The 22,974-nt window shown below is 70.4% G+C and carries 17 protein-coding genes; 8 read left to right on the forward strand and 9 right to left on the reverse strand.

What is annotated here, in order from left to right; all coding sequences use genetic code 11:
- The first annotated feature begins 1 nt into the window (after nt 1).
- The 6 genes from ON27_RS15685 to ON27_RS15710 are packed head-to-tail and all read left to right on the forward strand — an operon-like array spanning nt 2 to nt 7,241.
- Entirely contained in the window at nt 2–916 is a 915-nt protein-coding gene (locus ON27_RS15685; RefSeq protein ID WP_043726830.1) for a beta-ketoacyl-[acyl-carrier-protein] synthase family protein, read from the forward strand.
- Nucleotides 913–2,592, forward strand: a complete 1,680-nt coding sequence (locus ON27_RS15690; protein ID WP_051046646.1) for a fatty acid CoA ligase family protein — start codon at nt 913–915, stop codon at nt 2,590–2,592. The genes ON27_RS15685 and ON27_RS15690 overlap by 4 nt, the downstream gene beginning before the upstream one ends.
- Nucleotides 2,589–2,870, forward strand: coding sequence for a hypothetical protein (locus ON27_RS15695; protein ID WP_043726833.1), 282 nt, complete (start codon nt 2,589–2,591; stop codon nt 2,868–2,870). The genes ON27_RS15690 and ON27_RS15695 overlap by 4 nt, the downstream gene beginning before the upstream one ends.
- On the forward strand, nt 2,867–3,913 hold the full coding sequence (locus ON27_RS15700) for an NAD-dependent epimerase/dehydratase family protein (RefSeq protein WP_051046647.1): 1,047 nt from the start codon (nt 2,867–2,869) through the stop codon (nt 3,911–3,913). The genes ON27_RS15695 and ON27_RS15700 overlap by 4 nt, the downstream gene beginning before the upstream one ends.
- 26 nt (nt 3,914–3,939) lie before the next feature.
- Nucleotides 3,940–5,139, forward strand: a complete 1,200-nt coding sequence (locus ON27_RS15705; protein ID WP_043726835.1) for a hypothetical protein — start codon at nt 3,940–3,942, stop codon at nt 5,137–5,139.
- On the forward strand, nt 5,136–7,241 hold the full coding sequence (locus tag ON27_RS15710) for an MMPL family transporter (RefSeq protein WP_043726839.1): 2,106 nt from the start codon (nt 5,136–5,138) through the stop codon (nt 7,239–7,241). The genes ON27_RS15705 and ON27_RS15710 overlap by 4 nt, the downstream gene beginning before the upstream one ends.
- A 58-nt stretch (nt 7,242–7,299) precedes the next feature.
- On the opposite strand, the gene ON27_RS15715 is transcribed toward ON27_RS15710, so the two are convergent.
- The 3 genes from ON27_RS15715 to ON27_RS15725 are packed head-to-tail and all read right to left on the reverse strand — an operon-like array spanning nt 7,300 to nt 15,835.
- Nucleotides 7,300–7,983 carry a hypothetical protein gene (locus tag ON27_RS15715; protein ID WP_043726841.1) on the reverse strand — a complete coding sequence of 228 codons (684 nt, stop codon included), beginning with the start codon at nt 7,981–7,983 and terminating at the stop codon, nt 7,300–7,302.
- A 9-nt stretch (nt 7,984–7,992) separates the two neighbouring features.
- Nucleotides 7,993–9,390, reverse strand: coding sequence for a condensation domain-containing protein (locus ON27_RS15720; RefSeq protein WP_043726844.1), 1,398 nt, complete (start codon nt 9,388–9,390; stop codon nt 7,993–7,995).
- 31 nt (nt 9,391–9,421) lie between these two features.
- On the reverse strand, nt 9,422–15,835 hold the full coding sequence (locus ON27_RS15725) for a type I polyketide synthase (RefSeq protein ID WP_043726846.1): 6,414 nt from the start codon (nt 15,833–15,835) through the stop codon (nt 9,422–9,424).
- 263 nt (nt 15,836–16,098) lie between these two features.
- On the opposite strand from ON27_RS15725, the gene ON27_RS15730 reads away from it, so the two are divergent.
- On the forward strand, nt 16,099–18,297 hold the full coding sequence (locus ON27_RS15730) for an MMPL family transporter (RefSeq protein ID WP_051046648.1): 2,199 nt from the start codon (nt 16,099–16,101) through the stop codon (nt 18,295–18,297).
- Here ON27_RS15730 and ON27_RS15735 read toward each other — a convergent pair.
- Together ON27_RS15735 and ON27_RS15740 are read right to left on the reverse strand one after the other, a co-directional pair.
- Entirely contained in the window at nt 18,294–19,718 is a 1,425-nt protein-coding gene (locus ON27_RS15735; RefSeq protein ID WP_051046649.1) for an MFS transporter, read from the reverse strand. The two genes, ON27_RS15730 and ON27_RS15735, sit on opposite strands and share 4 nt — an antisense overlap.
- Complete coding sequence (locus tag ON27_RS15740) at nt 19,715–19,909, reverse strand: hypothetical protein (RefSeq protein WP_043726848.1); 195 nt, start codon at nt 19,907–19,909, stop codon at nt 19,715–19,717. The genes ON27_RS15735 and ON27_RS15740 overlap by 4 nt, the downstream gene beginning before the upstream one ends.
- A gap of 453 nt (nt 19,910–20,362) precedes the next feature.
- Here ON27_RS15740 and ON27_RS15745 point away from each other — a divergent pair, with 453 nt between their 5' ends.
- The gene (locus ON27_RS15745) at nt 20,363–20,683 is read left to right on the forward strand and encodes a hypothetical protein (protein ID WP_157227207.1); all 321 of its coding nucleotides are present in this window, start codon (nt 20,363–20,365) and stop codon (nt 20,681–20,683) included.
- 131 nt (nt 20,684–20,814) lie between these two features.
- On the opposite strand, the gene ON27_RS15750 is transcribed toward ON27_RS15745, so the two are convergent.
- From ON27_RS15750 to ON27_RS15765, 4 genes are all read right to left on the reverse strand, one after another.
- Entirely contained in the window at nt 20,815–21,063 is a 249-nt protein-coding gene (locus ON27_RS15750; RefSeq protein ID WP_043726853.1) for an Ada metal-binding domain-containing protein, read from the reverse strand.
- 7 nt (nt 21,064–21,070) lie between these two features.
- Nucleotides 21,071–21,736 (reverse strand): 2OG-Fe(II) oxygenase, encoded by a 666-nt coding sequence (locus ON27_RS15755; RefSeq protein ID WP_051046655.1) that lies wholly within the window; start codon nt 21,734–21,736, stop codon nt 21,071–21,073.
- Between the two features lie 125 nt (nt 21,737–21,861).
- Entirely contained in the window at nt 21,862–22,479 is a 618-nt protein-coding gene (locus ON27_RS15760) for a methylated-DNA--[protein]-cysteine S-methyltransferase (protein ID WP_051046650.1), read from the reverse strand.
- Entirely contained in the window at nt 22,479–22,952 is a 474-nt protein-coding gene (locus ON27_RS15765) for an RNA polymerase sigma factor (protein ID WP_043726898.1), read from the reverse strand. Before ON27_RS15765 ends, ON27_RS15760 begins: the two co-directional genes overlap by 1 nt.
- Between the last annotated feature and the right edge of the window lie 22 nt (nt 22,953–22,974).

Below are 22,974 nucleotides of genomic sequence, written 5' to 3' on the forward strand. Positions count from 1 at the left end.
CATGAGCGTACGTATCAAGTCCACCGGCGTCAGCCGGGGCGGCGACACCAACAGCATCGTGGAGCACACCGCTCGCGCGGCCAAGCGCAGTCTCGAACGAGCCTCCGTCCGGCCCGACCAGGTGGGCCTGCTGATCAACGCGGGCATCTTCCGCGATTCGAACACCGTCGAACCGGCCGTGTCGGCGCTGGTGCAGAAAGCGGCGGGCATCGGGCTCGAATACGCCAAGGACGACCCGCGGACCTTCTCGTTCGACCTGATGAACGGTGCGGTCAGCGTGCTCAACGCGATTCAGGTCGCCACCTCGGTGCTGGAGACCGGCAGCGCCGAGCATGTGCTCGTGGTCTCCGGCGACACCCACCCCTCGTTGCTGCGTTCCGTGGGCGACGCCGAGTTCCCGTACGCCACCTGCGGCGCGGCGCTGCTGCTGGAGCACACCGACGAGCCGACCGGCTTCGGCCGGGTGTACACCGCCGCGGGCGAGGGCACACCCGCCGTGGAGGCCTACGTCGACGTCGCCACGATGGGCAACACCGGCCGCGGCGCCATGACGGTGGAGCGTGAGCCCGGCTTCGAGAACCGCCTGCTGGAGGTCGCCGTGGACGCCGCGCGGCAGGCGCTGGCCGACTCCGAACACGCCTCGCTCGACGAGATCGCCCTGATCGCCTCGACGCCGAGTCCGGAGTTCCCGAAGCGGCTGGCCGATGCCCTCGGCATCGACCGGCGATCGGTCCGCGTCCCGGATCTGCGCGATGGCGACCCGCACACCGCGGCGCTCACCGCGGCCTACGACCTGGCCGTGGCGGACGACGCGTTCGCCGAGCACCGCCGGGTGCTGTTCGTCGCGGCGGGCGCCGGGCCCGCGGCGGCGGCGGTGCTCTACCGGTTGCCCGTCTTCGCCGGGGCGCCTGCGTGACGACGGGAACCTACTGGCAGGCCATCGATCGGTTTCGTGCGGTCGTCCGCACCGACCCCAACCGGGTGGCCGTGCGCTACGCGGACGGGGTCGGCCCCGATGGCCTGCCGGCCTACCGGCACCTGACCTACCGCGAGCTGGATGCGTGGTCGGACACGATCGCCCAGCGGCTCGCCGCGTCGGGTGTCGGCACCGGGACGCGGACCATCGTGCTGGTGCTGCCGAGCCCGGAACTGTACGCGATCATGTTCGGATTGCTGAAGCTCGGCGCGGTGGCCGTGGTCATCGACCCCGGCATGGGCGTGCGAAAGATGCTGCGCTGCCTGCGTGCCGTGGACGCCGAGGCGTTCGTCGGCATTCCGCAGGCGCACGCGCTGCGCGTGCTGTTCCGGCGCGGCTTCCGCGGCGTGCGCACGACGGTCACGGTCGGCAGACGCTGGTTCTGGCGCGGCGAGTCGCTGCGGGCATGGGGGCGCGTGCCCACCGGCACGGTCACCCCCGGCCGCCCCTCCACCGAGGACGACCTGCTGTTCATCGCGTTCACCACCGGCAGTACCGGGCCGGCCAAAGCCGTGCGGATGACGCACGGCAACCTGGCCGCGATGGTGGAGCAGGTGCACATGGCCCGCGACGAAGTGGCTCCGGAGGTCTCGCTGATCACCCTTCCGCTGGTCGGCGTGCTGGATCTGCTGCTCGGGTCGCGATGCGTGCTGCCGCCGCTGATCCCGAGCAAGGTCGGGGCGACCGATCCCGCGCACGTGGTGGACGCGATCCAGCGGTTCGGGGTGCGAACCATGTTCGCCTCCCCTGCCGTGCTGATCCCGCTGCTCGACCATCTGCGCCGCCGACCGGCCGAGCTGACCTCGCTGGACAGCGTCTATTCCGGCGGCGCGCCGGTGCCGGACTGGTGCATCGCCGGACTGCGGGACGTGCTCGGCGACGACGCGAAGGTCGTCGCCGGGTACGGGTCCACCGAGGCGCTGCCGATGTCCACCATCGAGTCCAGGGAGCTGCTGGACGGCTTGGTCGAGCGCGCGCACCGGGGGGCGGGAACCTGTGTCGGCCGGCCCTCGTACCAGGTGCGGGCACGGATCGTCGCCATCACCGACGACCCGATACCGACGTGGGCGCGGGCCGAGGAACTCGCGGGCGATCTGGAGCGCACGCGCGGGATCGGTGAACTCGTGGTCGCCGGGCCGAACGTCAGCACCGGGTACTACTGGCCGGAGCGAGCGAACACGCTGGGCAAGATCATCGACGGTGACCGGATCTGGCACCGCACCGGCGATCTCGCGTGGATCGACGACCAGGATCGGATCTGGTTCTGCGGACGCAAGAGTCAGCGCGTGGTCACCGCGCACGGACCGATGTTCACCGTGCAGGTGGAACAGGTCTTCAACACCGTCGCCGGGGTGGCCAGGACGGCGCTGGTCGGGATCGGGGCGCGCGGAGCGCAACGACCGGTGCTCTGCGTCGAGCTGGAACCCGGCGCGACCCCGGAGGGCGTCGAGACCGCACTGCGCGACCGCGGCGCGCGGTTCGACCTCACCAGGACGATCGCCGACTTCCTGGTGCACCCGTCGTTCCCGGTGGACATCCGGCACAACGCCAAGATCGGGCGCGAGCAGCTGGCCGCGTGGGCGGCCACCCGGCTCGGAACGGACAACCGACGATGAAAACGACTGCATTACGGGCGATTCCCGTACTGGGATGGCTGTATCTGGCCTGCGGCGTGCTCGCCGCGGCGACCGGCCGGATTCCGGACAACCGGATCCTGCGCACCGTCTGGTGGACCGACGCGTTCCTCAGCGTCGTCGTGCACGCGGCCCAGATCCCGGCGGCCCTGCGCGCCGCCGAGGGCTCCGGGCGCGGCAGGCTCGAGACGGCGGTCCTGACCCAGATCTTCGGCCTGACCTGGTGGCGAACCCCGCCCGGCAAGGAGGAACGGCAATGAGCAAAGTTCTGGTGACCGGCGCGTCCGGATTCCTGGGCGGCGCGCTGGTGCGCAGGCTGGTGCGCGACGGAGAGCACGACGTATCGATCCTGGTGCGACGCACCAGCGATTTGAGCGACCTCGGCGCGGACGTCGACAAGGTCGAGCTGATCTACGGCGACCTGACCGATCCCGCCTCGCTCGAGCGAGCCACCCGCGGGGTCGGCGTCGTCTTCCACAGCGCGGCACGGGTGGACGAGCGCGGCACCCGGGAACAGTTCTGGAACGAGAACGTCCGGGCCACCGAGCGGCTGCTCGAGGCAGCTCGGCGCGCCGGGGCCGCCCGGTTCGTGTTCATCTCCAGCCCCAGCGCGCTGATGGACTACTACGGCGGCGACCAGCTCGACGTCGACGAATCGGTGCCTTACCCACGGCGCTACCTGAACCTGTACGCCGAGACCAAAGCCGCTGCCGAGCGGGCGGTCCTGGCGGCCGACACCGAGGGATTCCGCACCTGCGCACTGCGCCCGCGCGCGATCTGGGGCGCGGGCGACCGGTCCGGACCCATCGTGCGGCTGCTCGGGCGGGCCGGGGCGGGGACGCTGCCTGACCTGTCGTTCGGTCGCACCGTGTACGCCTCGCTGTGCCACGTGGACAATATCGTCGACGCCTGTGTGAAGGCGGCCGCGTCGGACGCGGTGGGCGGCAGAGCGTATTTCATCGCCGACGCCGAGAAGACCGACGTCTGGGGATTTCTGGGTGAGGTGGCCACTCGGCTGGGGTACCGGCCACCCACCAGGAAACCTCATCCCCGAGTGATCAATGCGGCAGTGCGTGTGATCGAGACGATCTGGCGCATCCCGGCCGTGGCGACCCGCTGGTCGCCGCCGCTGTCGCGCTACGCCGTCGCGCTGATGACCCGCAGCGCCACCTATGACACCGGCGCCGCCGCCCGCGATTTCGGCTATCGGCCGGTCGTGGACCGCGACAGCGGCCTGGCCGACTTCCTCGCCTGGCTGCAAACCCAGGGTGGAGCGGTCGAGCTCACCCGGAATCTGCGCTGAGCGCCGCACCGATACCGGAGACCAGCATGAGCAACTCCCCCGTCTTCCGCAGGAAGATCACGCCCACCGAACGCCTCTATTTCCGCACCCGGGAGGTCACGCCGCCGTTCGTCATGCACCTCGCCGTCCACGGCGACGGCGGCCTCGACCCGGCCGCTGTGCAGCGCGCGGTCGACGTGGCATCGGCGGCCGTACCTGGCGCTCGGCTGATCCGCGACGGCCACGAGTGGGTCGACAGCGGCCTGGCCGCCACCGTGCGCGTCGTGCCGGGATGGTCGCTGGACTATGCCGCATTGGAGCACGACGCGGTGCTCAACAGCCCGATCGGGCCGACACCGGACCGGACCACCGAGGTGCTGCTGCTCACCGGCGAGCAGACCACCGTTCTGTTCCGCGCCTTCCACGGCGTGATGGACGGCATGGGTCTGCGGATGTGGGTGGACGACGTCTTCCGTGCCCTGCGCGGACAGCCGCCCCTCGGCGCGCCCGATCCGATCGCCGACGCCGAACTGGTGGCGCGGGTCGGCGCGCCGGGCAAGCCGACGCGGGTGCTGCCCACATACGCGGCGCCGACCGGCCGGGGCCGCCAGGATCCGGCGGCTCCGCGCTGGCTGCTGCGCCACCGCACCATCGAGGCCACCGGCAAGGCGATCGTCGCGCGCGTCGCGGCGGTCCTGGCCGCCGAGTCGGAAACGAAGTCGCGGTTCATGATTCCGGTCGACCTGCGCAGGCACGACCCCGCGCTGCGCTCCACCGCAAACCTGGCGCTGCCGCTGTTCCTCGACGTTGCTCCCGGTGAGGACTGGCAGACGATCAGCGCGCGGATGCGCACCGGGCTGCGGGAGAAGCGGGAACTGAATCAATTGGACAACGGCAAGTTGTCGCGGTTCCCCGCCGCCGTCGTCCACGGGGTGCTGCGCGGGAGCAACCGGCTCGGCGCGCGGTCGAACCGGAACATGGTATCGGCCACCGTCTCCCACATGGGCACAGTCGATCTCGACGAGCTGGCTGTCCCCGGCTGGACGCCGACCGCCCTGCGGGTGCTGCCCCAGCACAGCGGCGCGATGCCGCTGCTGTTCGCCATGGTCGAGTCACGCGGGAAACTGGAGCTGACCGTCTCCTGCCGCAATGGCGCGGGTATCGAACAGCGCCTGGAGGCGCTGCTGGACAAGATCGCCGCGCGGCTGGAAGCCGAGCTGGCGCCGCACGATGCGGCCGTGCGATGACCGCCCTCGCCCACGTCGTCTCGACCCGGCCACGGCTGGTGCTCGCGGTGGTGACCGCGGTGATGCTGCTGTCCGGCCTGCTGGGCATCGGCGCGTCCGAGAAGGTCACGGCGGCCGGGTTCATCGATCCCGGCAGCGAGTCGTCGCACGTGGATCAGCTGGTGAGCGACCACTTCGGACCCCAGAATCCCGACGTGATCGTGCGCTATACCGCGCCGGAGGGGCAGACGCTCGACGACATCGGCGCCCAGGTGCGGGAATCGCTCACGCGAATCGACCCGGCGATGCTGCAACGACCCATCGAGACCTATTGGAACGCCGGATTCGCACGCAAGCAGTTCCTGCGCTCGGCGGACAACCGGCACGCACTGGCCCTGGTGTATCTCGCCGGGGACGCCGACCAGCGCGTCAGCGCGTACCCGGATATCGAGCCGCGCCTGCGGGTTCCGGGCGTCGCCACCGATCTGTCCGGCTACAGCGCGATCTCCACCGAGATCAACGCGCAGTCCCAGCACGATCTGCTGCGCGCGGAATCGCTCTCGCTCCCGCTCACGCTGCTCATCCTGGTGCTCGTCTTCGGCGGTCTCGTCGCCGCGTCCTTCCCGGTCGTGGTCGGCGCCCTGACGGTGCTCGGCGCGCTGGGCGCGATCCGGGTGCTCGCCGAGTTCACCGAGGTGAGCACCTTCGCGATGAACATCGCCTCGCTGCTCGGCTTGGGGATGGCCATCGACTACGGACTGTTCCTGGTCACCCGGTTCCGCGAGGAGGTCGCCGACGGGCACGCGGTGCACTCCGCGATCGCACGCACCTACGCCACGGCCGGCCGCACGGTCGCGTTCTCGGCGGTGCTGCTGGTCTGCGCGTTCGCGGGAACCTTCGTCTTCCCGCAGGCGGTGCTGCGGTCGCTGGGGATCGGCGCGATCACCGCCGTCGCGCTGGCGGCCGGACTGTCGCTCACCGTGCTGCCCGCGCTGCTGGCCCTGTTCGGCGCGCGCATCGGCAGCGCACGGGTGATCGATCGCACCGAGCGCTTCTGGGGTGGGCTGGTCGATCGGGTGTTGCGGCGACCCGGTCTGGTCACCGTGGTCGTCGGCGCCGTCCTGCTGGTCTTCGCGGCGCCGCTGGCCGGGCTGCGGCTCGGCGACATCGACCACCGTGCGTTGCCCGCGGACAACGCGATGCGCGTCACGGTCGAGGAACTCACCGCGCAGTTTCCCGCGGCAGGCAGCGGAGTCACCGCCGTGCTGCGCGGCACCGACGGGCCGCCGCAATCGGCCGCCGTCGACGCGGCCGCGACGGCACTGGGCGAGGCCGACGGAGTGCGGCAGGTCCTCCAAGTGGGCCGCGCGGAGGACTTCGTGGTCTTCCACGCGTTCCTGCGCGACACCGACCGCACCGAGGCGGCGAGCGCGGCCGTCCGTGGCATGCGGGAGCTGACGCCCCCCGACGGCACGGTCCTGTTGATCGGCGGTGACACCGCGGCCACGGTCGACAGCGTGCGCTCGATCGTGGCCGCCATGCCGTGGATGGTTCTCGTCATGGTCACCGCGACGATGGTTTTGCTGGCTGCGGCGTTCCGCTCGATCGTGTTGCCGCTCAAAGCCGTCGCCCTCGCCTTCCTCAGCCTCGCCGCCACATTCGGCGTGCTCACCTGGATCTTCTGCGGCGGGCATCTGGCCGGCCCGCTCGGCGTGAGCACCGGCCCGATCACCGCCGGCATGCTGGTGCTGATCATCGCGGTGGTGTTCGGGCTCTCCACCGACTACGAGGTGTTCCTGTTGTCGCGCATGGTCGAGGCGCACGACGCGGGCGCCGACACCGCCGGGTCGGTGCGGGCGGGCACGGTCAAGACCGCCCGCGTGATCACCGCCGCCGCGACCCTGCTGGTGATCGTCACCGGAGCGTTCACCCTGTCCCCTCTGACGCCCATGCGCTTCCTCGGCCTCGGCATGATCATCGCCCTCGTCGTGGACGCCACCCTCGTCCGCATGCTCCTGGTCCCTGCCCTGGTCCAACTGATGGGCCCCGCCAACTGGTGGTCGCCGCGCGGCCGCCGGATCATCCCCACCACTGTCCAGGAACGCACGCCCACTCCCACCTGACAGCCGAGTGCACATGTCCGCGAGGTGTCCGCGGACATGTGCACTCGCCGGTATCGAGTCAGGCGACCAGTTCGAGCAGGCCGCGGGGGTCCCATGGCATCGGGCCGGTCGGAAAGCTGAGGCGGACCAGGCGGTGGGGCGGGGTCGCGTCGAAATGCGCCACGGCGGGTGGCAGGAATCCGCCGAGCACCTTCTCCAGCATCGTGTTCAGCCCGGACAGCCGCGGTCGCAACCGGACCTGCCAGCTGGTGATTCGCCCGGCCGGAACCTCGACGACGGTGCGCTGTTCCACTTTGGCGCCGAGCGGGAGGTGCACCGAGAAGGCCAGCCACAGATCCACGCACTCCTCGGCGCCCTCGGCGAAGTCCAGGCCGCGCAGCAGCGTCAAGCCGCCGGCCAGCGGCATCACGTTCGCCGGGAAGGGCGCGATCCCGCCGCCGAACTGCAGATGGACGGTGCCGAGGAAGTTCGCTTCCTCGCGGGAGACCACCGTGGTGCCCGAACGTGTCTCCGCGCGGTAGTGCTCGGCCTGCAGCCGATCTCCGTAGCGCCGGAACCGCTGCTCGATGCTCATCGCGAAATGCCGTTGTCCCAGGCCGGCCTCGAGAATCGAGCGGTAGCCGTCACCGTCGTGGGTGACCACACTGATCAGGTCGAGCTTCGGCGGCCGATCGGCGACGGTCACGGTGTAGACGGACTTCTCTCCGTCGGGGATGCCCGGGTCACGAAACGCGGTGTGCACAAGCCCTCCTCACAGGCCGTCCTCGGCCGCCGCCGCGAACACCGCTCGGAGCGTGGCCACATAGCGTTCGACGGAGCCGTGCGCCACCGGTGTGTCCGGGTAGATGACGCTCAGCGTGGTCTCCGACGCGAACCGGTTGATCCAGATCAGGACCTGTTCGGATGCGGCGCGATTGGCGTACAGCCCGCACGACCCCAAGTCGAACAGTTCGTTGCCGAGCAGCTCTCGGGTGTCCACGTACGAGATCATCGGCGTGGACCAGCCGGGTTCCAGGTCGAGGTCGGAGTCGGCGGGCAGCAGTTCCACCACGCGCTGGAACGAGGTGGGGGCCAGGCGGAGACCGTTCTCGTAGGCGCGCTGCGCGAGGGCGGCGGCTCGCGCGAAGGTGGTGGCGGCGCCGATCGGGAAAGCCACCGGCAGCAGCGTCGCGTACCAGCCCACCGACGCGCGTTCGGCGGCCGTGCTGCGGGTGCTGACGGGCGTCATGCCGAAGTAGTAGTCGCTATCGATGAGCCGGCGCTCGGTCAGCGCCGCCGCGGCGAAGATGCCACCGACGAAATCCGCGCCGTTGGCTCGGCAGACCCGCTCGAACCGCAGGGCGGTGTGCTCGTCGAAAAGGGTGACCGTACGGTGTGCGCTGCGGTTGTAGACATCGGTGCGCCTGCCCAGATCCAGCGGGAAGGACGGTAGTTCGCCGTCGTTCCCGCGGATGAGTTCCAGCCACTTCCGCACGCCGGGCGAGGCGAGGGTCATCCGGCCCGTGTACGCCCGCTCGGCGGCGCAGTAGTCGAGGTAGCTGGCCGCCGGGGTGAGCATGCCGACGTCTTCCCACACTTCCCGCAGATACAACAGCGCGAGGTCGAATCCGGACAGGTACTGCCCGAATCCGTCGGTGTGCAGATGATCGACCGCCAGATAGACCGTGGTCGAATCCTCGCGTTCGATCGCCCCGAAGGTGAAGCAGTCCCAGTCGAAGGGTCCCGGCGTCGTCTTCTGGACGTGATCGCGGATCGCCCTGGCGTGGTCGACGTGGCCGTAATCGATCGGCACGAATTCGACGTCCTCCGCGGGCACGAGGTGCCGCTCGATCGCGCCCGCGGCATCGACTCGGAACCAGGTCCGGAACGTGTCGTGGCGCAACAGGAACGCGTTGACCGCGCGCGTCATCGCGGCCAGGTCGAGGCCGCCGGTCGGGATCTCCGCGGTCACCAGGCACAGGCCCGAGTACCGGAAGTCCGCCTGGGCGTGCCGATCGGCGAGCCGGAGATACTGCTCCTGCTGGTGGGAGGGCGGGGCCGGATGCACCGGCGCCCGCCGAGCGCGCGCCACCGAATCCGGTGACGCCGCCCAGCTGACCAGTCGGCCGGGCCCCGGCTCCCATTCCTCGATCAGTCCGAAACTGACCACGGCGCTACCTCGTTTCGACGACGACGGTCGGTCACGGCCTGGCCTCCGCCAGCACCGGAACCGGTTCGGCCGCGGCGCCGTTCGAGGCCACCGGCTCGACCGCCGACGTGGCCGGGTCCGGAGCCGACTGGCCCTTGCCGGAATCCGCGGCCAGGATCAGCTCCGCCACCTTCGGTCCCGCCTGCTCCAGGCTGAACGACCGGCCCATCTGCAGCGACATCAGGTCGATGCCGAGGGTTTTGGTGACCCGCGCGCCGAGCTCCACCGCCATCAGCGAATCCAGCCCGAGTTCGGGCACCGGAACGGTCATGTCGATGGACTCGACCGGCACACCCATGACCACGGCGAGTTCCTCGGCCATCTTGCGGGCGACGAAGGCGCCGCGCTTGCCCTCCTCGATTGCGGCCACCTCGGCGCGCAGCCGGGCCAGTTCTGAGGTGTCCTTGGCGGAGGCCTGCGCGAGCGCGATCGTGCGGCCCGTGCGGGTCAGCTGCGGGAAGGTACCGGTCAGCTTGGCCCAGTCGGTCGGGATGATCGCCGCGCGAGCGACGCCCAGGCGCAGCGTCTGCTCCAGGTACGCGGTGGCGTCGGCCATGTCGATCGGGTCGAAGCCGACCAGGTCGAGGTACTTGCGGGCGGTCTCGTCGGCGGCCATGCCGCCCGTCGCGCCCGACAGGTGACCCCAGCCGACGCACAGCGCCCGTTCGCCCGCCCGGGACCATTCCTCGGCCAGCGCCTCCACCGCCACGTTGGCCGCGCAGTAGTTGTACTGACCGTAGATGCCGTACATCGAACCGCCCGAGGAGCACAGCACGAACATGTCCAGCCGGATTCCGGCGTCGGCCACGGCTCGGCGCAGCACGCGGGCGCCGTGCACCTTCGGGCGGTACACCTTGTCCAATTCCGCGAATTCCATCGCCGCCAGGCGGTTGTCGGCCACCGTGCCCGCCGCGTGGAACACCCCGCGCAGCGGGTGCTCGCCGCTGTGGGACCGCGCGACGATCGCGGCGACGGCCTCCGGGTCGGTCACGTCGGCACGTTCCTCGACCACCTCGACGCCGACGGTGCGCCACGCCTCGAGCTGTCTGCGCGCCTCCTCGGTGCCCGCGCCGCCCCGGCTGAGCAGCACCAGCCGTCGCGCCCCGCGCAGCACCAGCCAACGCCCGATGGCCATTCCGAGGCCGCCGAATCCGCCGGTGACGAGATAGGTCGCGCAGCTGTCGATCTCGATCTCGGGCAGGTACGGCCGCACCTCGGGCGTGGGCGAATCCATACGCAGCGCGATCCGGGCCAGCCCGGTCGAGCGGATGGTCTCCTCGAAAGCTCTGGCCACCTCGCCGGTCTCGAACAGCTTGTAAGGCAGCGGCTGGTAGGTGCCCGCGAGCACCTTCTCGTAGACCCGCTGCAGCAGTCGGGCCAGTCGCTGCGCGTCGACGGCGACCAGGCGGTCCAGGTCCATCGAGAAGTACGCCAGGTTCTTGTCGAAGTAGGCCAGCTCGAGCAGTCCGCCGGTGTAGATGTCGGCCTTGCCCACCTCGACGATGCGCCCGAATTCCGCGACCGCGTTGAAGTTCTGACGCAGGATCTCCCCCGGCGCGCTGCTGAGCACGACCTCGACGCCTTTGCCGCCGGTCAGCTCCAGCACGTCGTCGACGAAGTTGAGCGAGCGGGAGTCGATCGCGTGATCCGCGCCGAGGCCGAGCACGTGGGCGCGCCGTTCGTCGGTGCTCGCCGTGCCGATGATACGGGCCCCACGGTCCTTGGCCACCTGGATCGCGGCCGTGCCGACGCCGCCCGCGGCGCCGTGGATCAGCACCGTCTCGCCCGGTTCCAGCCGGGCCAGATCCAGCAGGGCGTATTCGGCCGTGCCGAAGGCGATGGTGCTGGTGCAGTACGCGGGATCGGCGTCGGCGGGCAGCGGGATCGTCAGCTGCCGGTCGACGACGACGTAGCGCTGCATCATGCCCTTGGCGGCGACCGCGACCAGCTCGCCCACCGCGAGGTCGGTGATCCCCTCGCCGACGCGCACCACCTCGCCGACGCCCTCCATCCCGGGCACGGTGCCGAAATAGGTGGGCGCGAGTTCGCGCTCGCCGAGCAGGCCGATGACCTTCAGCGGATCCTTGTAGTTGAGGCCGATGATCTTCATCCGCACCTCCACCTGGCCCGGTCCCGGCTCGGGCCGCGGGCACCGCCGCCACGCCAGCGCCGACAGCATCCGTGTCCTCGGCAGCTCCAGCGTGAAGTTGACCTCCTGATCGCGCAGCGGTTCGGCGGTGTCGAGGGCGTCGAGGCGCTCCTGCAGCGGTTTGGTCACCAGCGGCACCCAGCGCTTGCCCGCGCGCAGCACGACCTCGTCGAGGTTGTCGTTCCAGAACGCGCCCGGCACGGCCAGTTCCGTGAGCAGACCGTCGATCTCGGTGTCGGGGTCCACATCGATCAGCCGCCAGCGCAGCGCCGACTGCTCGTTGAGCAGCACCCGGCGCGCGCCGGCCAGCGCGGCGTGATTCGAGTTCGGCGGGACGGGACTGTCCGGCAGCGCGAACGCGTGCTCGGTCACCAGGGTGGCATGACACCACCCGTCACCGAAGACGCTCTTGGGCCCCTGTTCGGTGGTGTCGGGATGGACGAACTCGTCGAGGGCCACCGCGATCCGCTCCAGGGTCCACAGATCGGCGACGTCGTCTTCGACGCTCCCCGCGACCACGCAGACGTGCAGCCGGTCGGGGCCCTCGGCCTTGGCGGCCGCCAATGTCGCGGCCAGGTCGGCGGCGAGTTCGCGGCCGGCCGCTCCGGCCAGGTAGAGCCGGGAGCCCGGGATGGCGGCGGCCAGTTGTCCCGCGCGGCGGCAGTCGCCGCCCAGCGCGACGATCACGGTGGCCACCGAATCCCGTGGCAGCGACTCGGGATCGATGGGATCGCGTTGTTCCAGCGTTTCGGCGTAGTAGAAGTCGACCATTCGATGCAGCGGATCCTGGCCCGGCGCGAGCGCGCCGATCTGCAGGCCGCTCAACCGCATGACGAGGTTGTGGTCGTCGTCGAGCAGGTCCACGTCGGCACGCAGCCGGGCCCGGGGATCGCGCCGCGCGACCACGGTGATCCGCTCGGGCAACGGTGCGACCAGGCGCACCGCCGCGACACCGACCGGCACCAGCGTGCCCTCGTCGATCCGGGCGTCGGCGAACAGCAGGGCCGCGGACTGCATCGCGGCGTCGACCACCGCCGGGTGGGCGAGGTGTCCGGAGCCCGCGGCGATGGACCCGTCGACCGTGGCGACGACCGCCTCGGCGCCGACACGCACGGAGGTGACGCGGCGGAAGGCCGGGCCGTACTGCAGCCCCGCCGCGGCCAGGCCGGTGTAGAACAGCTGCGGGTCGACGTCGAGACCGACGTCCAGGGTGGGGACCGTGACCTTCGTGGGCTTGTGGCTGCCGGTCAGCGTGCGGCCGAACGCGTGCACCGTCCAGGCCGTTCCCGTCGCCGAGCGCGAACGGAGCAGGAAGCGGCCGCTGGCCTCCTCGACGGTCAGCGCGACCAGCGGCACGTCCGGCGCGCCCATGATCAGCGGCGCCACGAACCGAACCTGTTCCAGGGCGACGCGTTCGACGCCGAGCCGGGCGGCCGTGGCGCTCAGCGCGGCGTCCAGGTACGCCGCGCCGGGCATGATCTTGACGCCGTTGACGACATGGTCGGCCAGCCACGGCAGCAGTTCGGTGCCGACCTGCAGCAGCCAGTCCGGCCTGCCCTCGACGTCGGGGTCGCCGAGCATGGCGTAGGTGCCGGGGGTCCCCAGCCGCGCCTGCTCGAACAGTGGCAACGCCGAATGCAGCCGGGTCCGCTGCCACGGATAGCGCGGCAGTGGCACGTGCGGGGTGGCGGGCCGCCGCGCCGGGAACAGCTCGCCGAGGTCGAGCACGCCCGCGGCGTAGAGGCCGATGAGCGTGCGGCGGATGCTCTCCGAGTCCGGCTGCTTGCGATCCAGCGTCGCCACCGTGGTGCCGTTGACGTCCGCGCTCAGCAGAGCCTCGCGGATATTGCCCGACAGCACCGGGTGCGGGCCGACCTCCAGGAACACCCGGCTGTCCGCGCCGATCAGCTTCGTGACCGCGTCGGCGAACCGGACGGGCTCGCGCACGTTCGCGCACCAGTACTCGGCGTCCCAGTCGGGGCCGAGCACCGGCTCGCCGGTGACCGAGGAGTACAGCGGCACGGTCGGCGCCATCGGCCGCAGCCCGGCCAGCGCCTCGCGCAGCTCGTCCAGGATGGGGTCCATCAACCGGCTGTGATACGGCACCTCGACACGCAGTCGGCGCGCGAAAACGCCGTCCTCGGTGAGCTTTTCGGCGATCTCGTCCAGACGGTCGACATCGCCGGACAAGGTCAGCGAACTCGCGCTGTTGATCGCGGCGACATCCACCCGCGGGTCGCCGCCGACCAGCTCACGGGCCTGCTCGGCCGACATCCCGACCGCGAGCATGCCACCGGAACCGGCGGTCGTCGCCTGCAACCGCGCCCGGTGATGGGCCACGAGCACCGCGTCGGATAGTGACAGCATGCCGCTCACGTAGGCCGCCGACACCTCGCCGACACTGTGCCCCAGCACGGCCGCGGGCCGGATGCCGTACTCGGCCAGTTCCCGCACCAGCGCCACCTGCACGAGGAAGTTGGCCGGTTGCGCCACCTCGGTGCTGGTCACCCGGGACTCTTCCTCCGGCCGCAGCAGCTCCTCGATGATCGACCAGCCCGCGAGCGCGCTGAACTCCGCGTCGATCTTCGCGGCCGTGTCGGCGAAAACGCTCTGTGCCCGCAACAACTCGCGGGCCATTCCCCACCACTGCGGACCCATGCCCGAGAACACGAACACCGGTTCCGCCGTGCGCGCCACGATCGTCCGCGCGGCGTCGCGGCCCTCCCCCGCGGCGAACAGCCGCAGATCCCGGACCAGGTCGGCGGTGTCGCCGACGAGCATGCCCGTGCGGTACTGGTGGTGCGCCATGCGGGTCCAGGCGGCCTCGGCCAGCCGGTGCGGGTCGGCTCCCGCGCTGATCAGATCACCGAACCGGGCGGCCAGCGCACGGGCCGCGCCGGTGCTGCGCGCCGAGATCGGCAGGATGCCGAAATGCCGTGGCGGCGCGTCCGTCCGGGCGGGGACCTGCCGGAACTCCTGCAGGATGGTGTGGGCGTTGGTACCGCCGTAGCCGAAGCCGTTGACCGCGATCGTCATCGGCTCGGCGTCCTCGGGCAGCGCCTCCGCCTCGAGTTGCACGTGCAGTCCCAGCTCGTCGAATGGGATGTCGGGATTGGGTTTGTCCAGCCAGCCCTGCGGCGGGATGGTGCGATGGTGGATCGCCAGCGCCGACTTGATCACGCTCGCGATACCGGCAGCGGCTTCGGTGTGGCCGAGCGTGGATTTCACCGAGCCGACGCCCAGCGAGCGCGTGCGCCCCGCCGGCGCGCCGAACACCCGCCCGAGCGCACGCAACTCGACCGGATCGCCGACCAGCGTGCCGGTGCCGTGCGCCTCGACGTAGGTGATCGCGTCCGGCGCGAGGCCCGAGCGCTCGCACACCGCACGGGCCAGAGCTTCCTGGGAATCGGCGTTGGGCACAGTGATCGCTGTGGTGCGGCCGTCCTGATTCGAGCCGGTCGCCTTGACCACCGCGTAGATCCGGTCGCCGTCGCGGACCGCGTCGTCGAGTTTCTTCAGCGCCACCATGCCCGCGCCCTCACCGCGCCCGTACCCGTCGGCCGAGGCGTCGAAGGACTTGCAGCGCCCGTCCGCCGCCAGGAAGCCGCCCTTGCACATCAGGACGAAGGTCTCCGGCTGCAGCATCACGTTCACGCCGCCCGCGAGCGCCACCTCGCAGTCGCCGTTCGCCAGGGCCTGACAGGCGAGATGGAAGGCGACCAGCGACGACGAGCACGCGGTGTCGACCGTGAGAGCGGGGCCGACCAGGTTGAGCGCGTATGCGATCCGATTGGACAGCATGGTGTAGGACGCACTGGCCGGTGTGTGCATGTCGGTGTGGAACAGGGCCGGGCCGACCACGCCGATCACCGACTGGTCCACCACGAACCCGCCGACGTACACACCGATCGACGCGCCCGCCGCGTGCCGGGCGATCCCGGCGTCGTCGAGCGCCTCCCAGGTCACCTCGAGCATCAGGCGCTGCTGCGGATCCAGCACGGTCGCCTCGCGGGCGGAGATGCCGAAGAAGTCCGGGTCGAACTCCCACGGATCGATCGTCATGAAGGCCGCGTGCTTGGTGTAGCTGCGCCCCGGCGTGCGTGGTTCCGGATCGTAGTAGCGGCGGTAATCCCAGCGATCGGCCGGCATCTCGACAACGCCGTCGCGTTTGTCCAGAACGAATTCCCAAAAGGTGTCGGGCGAGTCGATTCCGCCTGCGAATCTGCACCCGATGCCGACAATTGCGATATCCGACATGCACATCCTCCGGGTCGGATCCAGGTGATCGCCACTCTTTTCGGGCGATTCACGAATTAGCGAGTGCGCAGCTGGCAACGGCCCCAGCGTAACGGCCGCCACACCAACCGTCGCGGGCTCAGGGAGAGTTCACAATCCGCCTGCCCGCCCATTTGTCACATATCGAGATTCTGGGCTGCGCCCTGGTGAAAACCGTTGTGATTGCTAGGTTTTCATCGTTCGGGATCTCGCCGGAATACGATGTCATCGATTAGGAGGCGGCATTGTTCGCCGAGTTCACGCGCTGGATCGATACGCTTGTCCGGCGGCGATTCACCGTCATCGGACTGACCGTCGCCGTACTGCTCGCGCTCGGCGTCTACGGCCTCGGGCTGGGCGATCATCTCAGCGTCAGCGGATGGGACGACCCGACTTCGGAATCGGCACGGGCGGCGCGGCTCAAAGACGAGACATTCGGCCACGACCACATCGCCGACGTGCTCTTGTTGTTTTCCGCCCCGGCGGGCGGGACGATCGATGATCCCGCCTTCGCCGCCACGATCGTCGGCCACTTGAACAGCCTGCCGCAACGCTTTCCGGACCGGATCACCAAGATCAACGCCAGCTATTGGCCCACCGAGACCGGGCTCGCCCTACCGGATGTCTTCGGCTCCGCGGACCGTGACTACGCCTTCGCCTCCGTGGCCGTCCGCGGCAACGACGACACGGAGGTGATGCGCAACTACCGGGCCGTCGCCGACGAGCTCCGGATACCGGGCATAGAGATGGAGGTCGCCGGCGGCCAGCCGGTCGCGGCCGCTCTCAACGACACCATGGCGCACGATCAGCGACGCATGGAACTGTTCGCGGTTCCAGCGGTGGCGGTGCTGCTGTTCTTCCTGTTCGGCGGCGTCGTGGCCGCCGCGCTCCCGCTCATCGTCGGCGGGCTCACCGTGCTGGGAGCATGGGGGATGATCCGTGCCCTGACCACCGTCACCGAGGTGAACTCTTTCGTCTCGCCGGTGGTCTCGATGATCGGTCTCGGGCTGGCCATCGACTACGGCCTGTTCATCGTGAGCCGGTTCCGCGAGGAGCTGGCCGACGGCAGCGAGGTGCCCGACGCGGTCCGACGCGCGGTCGCGACCGCCGGACGGACCGTCGTGTTCTCCGCGACCATCGTGGTTGTCGCCGCGGGCGCCATTCTGCTGTTCCCACAGGGCTTCTTACGCTCGTTCGCCTTCGGCGCGATGGTGACGGTGACACTGGCCGCACTGATCTCGATCACGTTGCTGCCCGCCATGCTGGCCGTGCTCGGCAGGCGCGTGGACTGGCTGGGGTTCAACCGGTTCCACGCGCGCCGGGCCGGCGACCGCGAGCGAGACAATTCGTGGGGCCGCGTCGCCGGGTGGGTCATGCGAAGGCCGCTGGCCGTGGCGATTCCGCTGCTGGCCGTCCTGATCGCGCTCATCGCCCCGGTACGCGACGTGGCCTTCGGCGGGATCACCGAGCGTTTCCTGCCGCCGCAGCATCCCGCCCGCACGGCGCAGCAGCATTTCGACCAGATCTTCCCGCTGCGTCAGATCAATCCGGTCGACCTGGTGCTGATCACCCTCGACACCCGTGACGTCGACGGAGTGGTGGCGCAGGCGGGCCGAGCCCCCGGACTCGCCGCGCCGTTCCCGCCCGCGGTGCAGGGGCCGGCGAATCCGAACGTCTTCACCACCTCGACGGTGCTGCGCGACGCGCACGACGCGAACGCGACCATCGACTATCTGCGTTCCATGCCGGTGCCCAAGGGCACGACCGTACTGGTCGGCGGGCAGCCCGCGATTCAGCGCGACAGCGTCGACGCGCTGCTGGAGCGGATGCCGCTGCTGATCGCGCTGGTCTTCCTCGCCACCACCGTGCTCATGGGACTGGCCTTCGGCTCATTGGTGCTGCCGCTCAAGGCCGCGGTGCTGAACCTGCTCGGGCTCGGCTCCACCCTCGGCATCCTCACCTGGATCTTCGTCGAGGGCCACGGCGCGGGTCTGCTGGAATTCACCCCGCAGCCGATCATGGCCCTGGTGCTGGTGCTGATCATCGCCGTGATCTACGGCCTGTCGACCGACTACGAGATATTCCTGCTCGCCCGGATCGTGGAGGCGCGCGCGGCGGGTGCCACGACCACCGAGGCGGTGCGCACCGGCATCGCCCGCACGGGCTGGATCATCACCGCCGCCGCTACGGTCCTGTTGGTGGTGACGGGGGCGTTCGCGCTGTCGGAGCTGGTGATGATGCAGTACATCGCCTTCGGCATGGTCGCGGCGCTGTTCATCGACGCGACGATCCTGCGCATGCTGCTGGTGCCGGCGACCATGCGCCTGCTCGGCGACGCCTGCTGGTGGGCCCCGTCCTGGCTGCGGCGCGGGAGACGGGACCGCTCCGCTCCCGACGCGGAGGAGCCCCGCACCGAAGCCGTTCACGGCTCCGAACGCCGCTAGGCCCGACCGCGAGAGCGTCCCCCAGCCGGACTCGTCGCAGCCCGCGCGCGGTCCGGCAGCGCCAGCGTGAGCGCGGCGAGGCCGAAGGCCACGGCGGCGACGGCCGAGAGCATGATCATGCTGCCCGACAGCGTGTGCGCGCGGAAGAACAGCGCGCTCAGCACCGCCAGTCCGACCGAATTGCCGATCTGCTCGATGGTGGGGAGCAAACCCGACGCCTCACCCATGGCCCGATCGTCCAAATCCGCCAGCATCAGCGGCTGCAACGGCACCCCGAACACCCCGACACCGAAGCCCGCGAGGAACACCGGACCGGCCACCAGCGGCAGGTTCACCGCGCCAGATCCCACGTACAGGTATCCCACCCCCACCACGACGCATCCGCCGAAGACGGCGATCCCGGCAGCCAGCGCCCGAATTCCCCAGCGGCGCACCAGTATCGGCGACAAAACCGCGCCCGCGCCCGCCCCGAGGGCGAACGGCGTCATCGCGACGCCGGTGCGCAGCGCGGAGAACCGCAGCACGTCCTGCAGCAGGATCGACACGGTGAACACGAATGCGGTGAACACTCCGAAGAAGATCGTCACCAGCGCCGATCCGACCGCGAACCGCCGGTCGGCGAACAAGTCCAGCCGCACCAGCGCGCGGCCGCCCCGGCGGCGCGTCGCGCGCTCGTGGGCCACGAACACCGCGCCCGATACCACCGCGGCCGCGGCGTACAGCCCGTGCAGCGGACGCCAGCCCGCCTGTTGGCTGTCCGACAGCGCGAACAGCAGCAGAAACAGCGCCGAGGTGGCCAGCACGGTCCCGCGCGGGTCCAGCGGGTCCCGGTCCGTCACCGGGCCCGACTTCAGGTAACGCGCGGCCAGTGCGATGGCCACCGCGCCCAGCGGCAGGTTCATCAGGAAGATCGCCTGCCAGCCGAGCCCGAACGGATCCAGGGTGATCAGACCGCCGCCCAGGATCGGGCCGAGCATTCCGGCGAAGCCCGCCGTAGCGCCGTACACGGCGAACGCGTACTGATGGTGCTCGCGCCGGAAGGCCGCGGTGATGATGGCGATGGTCTGCGCCGCCATACCCGCACCCGCCACGCCCTGCGTGATCCGGGCGATGACCAGTTCCATCGCGGTGGACGACAGCCCACACCACACCGAGGCCGCCGTGAAAGCCGCTGCCGACCACAGGAACATCCGGCGGCGGCCGACCATCGCGCCGACGCGAGCCGCGGTGAGCAGTACGCAGGCGAAGGCCAGCGAGTAGCCGGCCACCACCCACAACTGCTCGGACCGCGAGGCCCCCAGCTCGGCGGTCACCACCGGGAGAGCGGTGTTGACGATCGTCACATCGATCATCTGCATGAAGACCGAGATCAGGCACGCCCCGAACGACCCGAGCGCCACTGCCGCCTCTTTGCGGGTCATCGCATCGCCGCTTCGGTCGTCGGACAGGGATTGCCCGCGCTCTCCGCGCACAGTTCGGCGATTCGCGACGCGCCTGCCGTCACGACGGCCGGGCACGGATCGGCATGGAACGGCCGGGCGCTGGTAGTCGTGCGGATCGAGGTGCGGACGGTGGCGAGTACCGTGCCGGTCGGCTGCGGATATTCGGGCATGTCGACTCCTGGCCCCCGGGTAGGAGGGCGGGAATTCGCAGTCAACAACACTGTGCGGTGGTATCGCCAGGTATTCCAGTCATTCTGTGCTACATACCAATTCGCTTATGGCGAGCGTTGCCGGGTTTCCCAACCGGCCGTGAGAGGATTCGGCTGCCACGATGACGCACTCCCGACGCCGCCTACCGAATACGACCCTGCCGGAAATCATCGCCATGGCGGCGGGCCGGTACACAAATCCCGGTCCGCGAAGCCGACGGCCGATACCGGCGAGAACACTTGGCGGTTTGCCGACAGCGGCCGCCGGGCCGATCCGTACGAAACCGTTTCGCGGGTCACACCTTTGGCTAGCTTCCTACTATGAATTTCCGTAACTTCGCGGCACCGGCGGTCTTGGCGGCTGCCCTATCGTTGGCAGGCACCGCGGTAGCGGGCGCGGCCCCGGCACAGACCGTGGACGACGACACCGTGTACTTCCGCTATGCCAGCTCGAACTGCGCCATCCATTCCAACGGCGACGTCGGCTGCGACATCCCCTACGGCACAAACCTGTTCGGATTCACGATCTACGACCTTGCGATCGATCTGCCGTTCCTGCCTGCCCACCCGACCTTCGGCCGCACCGGTCCGCACGGCCGCGTGGACAGCCCGCCGATCGCGGGCACCCTCACCAACGGCGGCGCCAGTTGCACCGGAGGCGGTCGGGGCGCCCTGACGTGCACCTCGAAGGGCCACAGCTTCAGCTTCGGCTGGTCGGGCACCCAGATCAGCTGATATCCAGGGCCGCCCCGCTCGCGCGCAATGCGAGCCGGGCGGCTCTTTCCGCCGCCCGGGGGCAGAGACATCCTGATTGCTTCGATTCGCGATCGGCCGTATCGCCGCTGGGCCGGACCGGCCAGGTCAGGTCACCGACGCTGTTTCCAAGCCGCGTAGGGCCCGGGCAGGCAGACCGCGCAGGGACGATAGCCCGCGGCGACCGCGTCGTACTCGGTCGCGAAGAAGACGCGATGACGGCGGTAGGCGCCCCGCGCCAGGGCACGCAGGGCGGAGGGACAGTCGAGGCGACCGTAGAGGCGGCCGCGGCGATGGCCGCCGTAACGGCCCGGCACCCCGCTGCGATACGGCACGCCGTCCGCGCCCAGCAACGTGTACATCGGCGGGCTATTCGGCGTCGTGCAGCGCGAGGCCCAGCGTATGGCGCAGGCCGCCGCGCACGCGGCTCACGCCGTGGCGGATCGGAGCGCGGGACCAACCGCGGCTGGAGCGCGTCGGCCGGTCGCGGGTGGTGAAGATCAGCGCGTGGCCCTGGTCGAGCACGGAGACCGTCGCTTTCGACTGGGCTCTGAGCCGTTGCTCCACGATCAGGAATTCGCCGCCCGTGTAGTCGGCCCCCGGCCGATCCAGACCGATGACCACCTGGAGCGGGAACACCAGCTCGCCGTAGAGGTCCCGGTGTAAGGCGTTCCAGTCACCGGTGCCGTAGCGCAACAGGATCGGAGTGGGCTTGGTTTGTCCCGCGGCGTGGCAGGCGTCGAGCCAGTCCGCGAACTCACCCGGCCACGGAGCCGGGTCGCCGAGTCGCTCGGCCCAGGACCGTGCCAACGGCAACAACTTTCGATAGAACGCCGACCGCAGCCGCATGATCGGCTCGGGTACCGGATCAGCGAAGTACCGATAGGTGCCTTCGCCGAATCGGTAACGCGCCATGTCGACGGTAGACCGGAAACGCGGGAGGTCGCTCCACATGGCGGTGAACTCGGCGCATTCCCGCGGCGTGAGGATCGGCCCGGTCGCCGCGCAGCCGTGGGCGTCGACCTCCTCCAGCAGCGCCGGCCACGGCTGGGCGTCGACGCGATCCGTCGGGGAAGCCGAGGCTTTCGCGGCCTCCGGAGTCTGCCCGGCCGGGCGCCCGCGCCGATGATCCTTCTCGACCGCGTCGATATTTCGCCCGCTCACGCCGCCGCCTCCAAGCTCAACAGCGCCTGCTTCGCGACGACGCCGCCGACGTACTGTCCGATGGCGCCGTCACCGCGGACGACTCGGTGGCACGGGATCACCACCGGCAGCGGGTTGCGCGCGCAGGCGGAGCCGACCGCGCGCACCGCGCGCGGATTGCCGACGGCGGCCGCCACCGCGCCGTAACTCGCGCGCTGTCCGTAACCGATTGCGGGCAGGTGCTCGATCACCTGGCGGCGGAACCCCACGGCCAAGCGCAGATCCAGCGGCAGGTCGAAACGCGTTCGGCGACCCGCGAAGTAGTCCTCGATCTGCCGCGCCGCCGCGTCCAGCCGGGCGGGCGCCGCGAGGACGCGAGGGCTGACCCGGGCGGCCAGCGTGGCGAGCACCGCGTCGTGATCTTCGCTGGGGTAGGCGACGCGCACCAGGCCGGTGGGCGTCGCGGCCAGCAGCAGTGTCCCGACCGGGGTGTCGAGGGTCCGGTAGGCGACGTCGAGCAGGCCCGCGGCTTCCGCCTCGACCGCCAGCCGCGCGTGCAGGGCGGCGAGCAGGGCAGCGTCGGGTGTCAATGCGTGCGACAGTCCGTTCAGGTCGTCGCGATCGAGGGTGGCCATCACACGTCCTCCTTCGGGTAGAGCTTGCGCAGGGTCTTCAGGCCGTCCGCGGCGGCGCGGCGGGCGGCGTCCGGAGAGTTGCCCAGCAGTTCGGCGATCTCCGTGTGGGGAAGCCCGGCCAGATAGCGGTAGGCGACCGCTTGGCGCTGCTTGGTCGGCAGCGCCCGCAGGGCGGCCCAGAGGTCGGGGTCGTAATCGGCGGGGCCGGGGTCCGCGGTGGGACGCTCCGGCAGCGTCTCCGCCGGGACCGGCGCGCGCGTGAGCGCCCGGCCCACATCGATCGCGCGGCGATGCGCGACGGTCACCAACCACGCTTCGAGGTTCGTGTCCTCGGAAAGCTCGGGATACGCGCGCAGCGCCGAGAGAAATGTCTCCGACCAGGCATCCGCCGCGTCGGCCTGGCCGAGCACCGCCCGGCACACGCGCAACACCATCGGGCCGTACTCGGCCACTACTTCCTCGAACGGGGGCAGGCTCACACCGGGTAGACGACGC

The sequence above is a fragment of the Nocardia asiatica NBRC 100129 genome (genome assembly GCF_000308415.1).
Taxonomy (GTDB): Bacteria; Actinomycetota; Actinomycetes; order Mycobacteriales; family Mycobacteriaceae; genus Nocardia; species Nocardia asiatica.

Coding starts and splice junctions, on each gene's coding strand:
- ON27_RS15685 (WP_043726830.1), top strand. CDS start 2: ATGAGCGTACGTATCAAGTCCACCGGCGTCAGCCGGGGCGGCGACACC.
- ON27_RS15695 (WP_043726833.1), top strand. CDS start 2,589: ATGAAAACGACTGCATTACGGGCGATTCCCGTACTGGGATGGCTGTAT.
- ON27_RS15700 (WP_051046647.1), top strand. CDS start 2,867: ATGAGCAAAGTTCTGGTGACCGGCGCGTCCGGATTCCTGGGCGGCGCG.
- ON27_RS15705 (WP_043726835.1), top strand. CDS start 3,940: ATGAGCAACTCCCCCGTCTTCCGCAGGAAGATCACGCCCACCGAACGC.
- ON27_RS15710 (WP_043726839.1), top strand. CDS start 5,136: ATGACCGCCCTCGCCCACGTCGTCTCGACCCGGCCACGGCTGGTGCTC.
- ON27_RS15725 (WP_043726846.1), bottom strand. CDS start 15,835: ATGTCGGATATCGCAATTGTCGGCATCGGGTGCAGATTCGCAGGCGGA.
- ON27_RS15735 (WP_051046649.1), bottom strand. CDS start 19,718: ATGACCCGCAAAGAGGCGGCAGTGGCGCTCGGGTCGTTCGGGGCGTGC.
- ON27_RS15740 (WP_043726848.1), bottom strand. CDS start 19,909: ATGCCCGAATATCCGCAGCCGACCGGCACGGTACTCGCCACCGTCCGC.
- ON27_RS15750 (WP_043726853.1), bottom strand. CDS start 21,063: ATGTACACGTTGCTGGGCGCGGACGGCGTGCCGTATCGCAGCGGGGTG.
- ON27_RS15760 (WP_051046650.1), bottom strand. CDS start 22,479: ATGGCCACCCTCGATCGCGACGACCTGAACGGACTGTCGCACGCATTG.